1 protein-coding gene is annotated in these 2,557 nt (G+C 65.2%); it reads left to right on the forward strand.

Translation table 11 applies throughout. From position 1 onward, the window contains the following. Window positions 1–2,557 (forward strand): Ig-like domain-containing protein (locus tag MWH02_RS22995; RefSeq protein WP_271461518.1); only part of this gene is annotated, 2,557 nt, incomplete at both ends.

The following is a 2,557-nucleotide window of genomic DNA, read 5'->3' on the forward strand; positions in this document are numbered from 1 at the left end:
CCAGCTGACCATCGATCCGACCGTGGACCGCGATGCCGTGATCAACAGCGCCTGGGATGACTTCGGCGCCGTGACCGGCACCATTGCCAACGGCGGGACCACCGACGACAGCACCCCGACGCTGCGCGGCACCGGCCCGGCCAACAGCAGCATCACGCTGAAGTACAGCAACGGCGACCGCAGCGGCGGCATCATGGTTAAAGTGGACGCCAGCGGGAACTGGACGTGGACCGCGCCAGATCTGGAGGACGGACACTGGACCTTTGAGGTGAAGAAGGACGGCCAGGAAAACTGGAGCCGCTACGAGCTGACCATCGATTCCAACGCGGACCGCAACGCCAGCATCGACAGCGCGTTCGACAACGCGGGTCCGGTAACCGGCAGCCTGAGCAGCGGCAGCAGCACCGACGACACCACCCCGACCCTGCGCGGCAGCGGCCCGTCCAACGGCACCATCACGCTGCGCTACAAGCTCGGCACCGGCAGCTACGCCTCCACCACGGTGAGCGTGGACAACGCAGGTAACTGGTCGTGGACGCCGTCCGGGCTGGCAAAAGGCAGCTGGACCTTTGAGGTGCAGAAGGCCGGCCAGAACGGCTGGAGCAGCTTCCAGCTGACCATCGATCCGGACCTCGATCGCTACCCGACCATCGACAGCGCGCTGGACAACGTCGGCCCGGTGACCGGCAGCCTGAGCAGCGGCGCGACCACCGATGACACCACGCCGACCCTGCGCGGTACCGGCCCGGCCAACAGCGTTATCACCCTGCGCTACAAGCTCGGCAACGGTGGCTACACCATCGACAGCGCGAGCGTGGATGCCAGCGGCAACTGGTCATGGACGCCAAATACGCTGGCAAAAGGCAGCTGGACCTTTGAGGTGCAGAAGGACGGCCAGAACGGCTGGAGCAGCTTCCAGCTGACCATCGATCCTAACCTGGATCGCAATGCCACCATCGACAGCGCGTTCGACAACGTCGGCCCGGTAACCGGCAGCCTGAGCAGCGGCAGCAGCACCGACGACACCACGCCGACCCTGCGCGGCAGCGGCCCGGCCAGCGGCACCATTACGCTGCGTTATAAAATGGACGGCGGCAGCTATGCCTCTACCACGGTGAGCGTGGACGTAAACGGCACCTGGTCATGGACGCCAAATACGCTGGCAAAAGGCAACTGGACCTTTGAGGTGCAGAAGAGCGGCCAGAGCGGCTGGAGCAGCTTCCAGCTGACCATCGATCCCACCGTGGACCGCGATGCCGTGATTAACAGCGCCTGGGATGACTTCGGCGCCGTGACCGGCACCATTGCCAACGGCGGGATCACCGACGACAGCACCCCGACGCTGCGCGGCACCGGCCCGGCCAACAGCACCATCACGCTGCGCTACAAGCTCGGCACCGGCAGCTACGCCTCCACCACGGTGAGCGTGGACAACGCGGGCAACTGGTCGTGGACGCCGAATACACTGGCGAAGGGCAGCTGGACCTTTGAGGTGCAGAAGGCCGGCCAGAACGGCTGGAGCAGCTTCCAGCTGACCATCGATCCGACCCTGGACCGCAACGCGACCATTGACAGCGCCTATGATGATTTTGGTGCCGTCAAAGGCGTTATTTCCAACGGCGGCGTCACCGATGACGCCACGCCAACCCTGCGCGGTACCGGCCCGGCCAACAGCGTCATCACCCTGCGCTATAAGCTCGGCAGCGGTGGCTACAACAACGACAGCGTGAGCGTGGACGCCAGCGGCAACTGGATGTGGACGCCGAATGCGCTGGCCAGCGGCAGCTGGACCTTTGAGGTGCAGAAGGCCGGCCAGAACGGCTGGAGCAGCTATAAGCTGACAATCGACCCGACCGTGGATCGCAAGCCGACTATCGACAGCGCCTGGGATGACTTTGGCGCGAATACCGGCCTGATCGCCAACGGCGGCATCACCGACGACGCCACCCCCACCCTGCGCGGCACCGGCCCGGCCAACAGCACCATTCTGTTGCGCTACTTCCACCTGGCCACCCTGTTTGAGGGCACGATCAAGGTAGACAGCAGTGGCAACTGGACGTGGACCGCACCGGCGCTGACGGACGGCGACTGGACCTTCGAGGTGAAGAAAAGCGGGCAGTCTCAGTGGAGCAGCTATGAGCTAACCATTGACTCCACCGCCGATCGCAACGCCACCATCGACAGTGCCTGGGACGACTTCGGTCCGAACACTGGCAGCCTGAGCAGCGGCAGCAGCACCGACGACAGCACGCCAACCCTGCGCGGCAGCGGCCCGGCGAACAGCACCATCACGCTGCGCTATAAGCTTGGCAGCGGCAGTTACGCCAGCACCACGGTAAGCGTGGACGGCGGCGGCAAGTGGTCGTGGACGCCGTCCGGGCTGGCGAAAGGCAGCTGGTCCTTTGAGGTGCAGAAGGCCGGCCAGAACGGCTGGAGCAGCTTCCAGCTGACCATCGATCCGGACCTCGATCGCTACCCGACCATCGACAGCGCGCTGGATAACGTCGGCCCGGTGACCGGCAGCCTGAGCAGCGGCAGCAGCACCGACGACAGCACA

The sequence above is a fragment of the Pantoea leporis genome, assembly GCF_028048155.1.
Classification (GTDB): Bacteria; Pseudomonadota; Gammaproteobacteria; order Enterobacterales; family Enterobacteriaceae; genus Pantoea; species Pantoea leporis.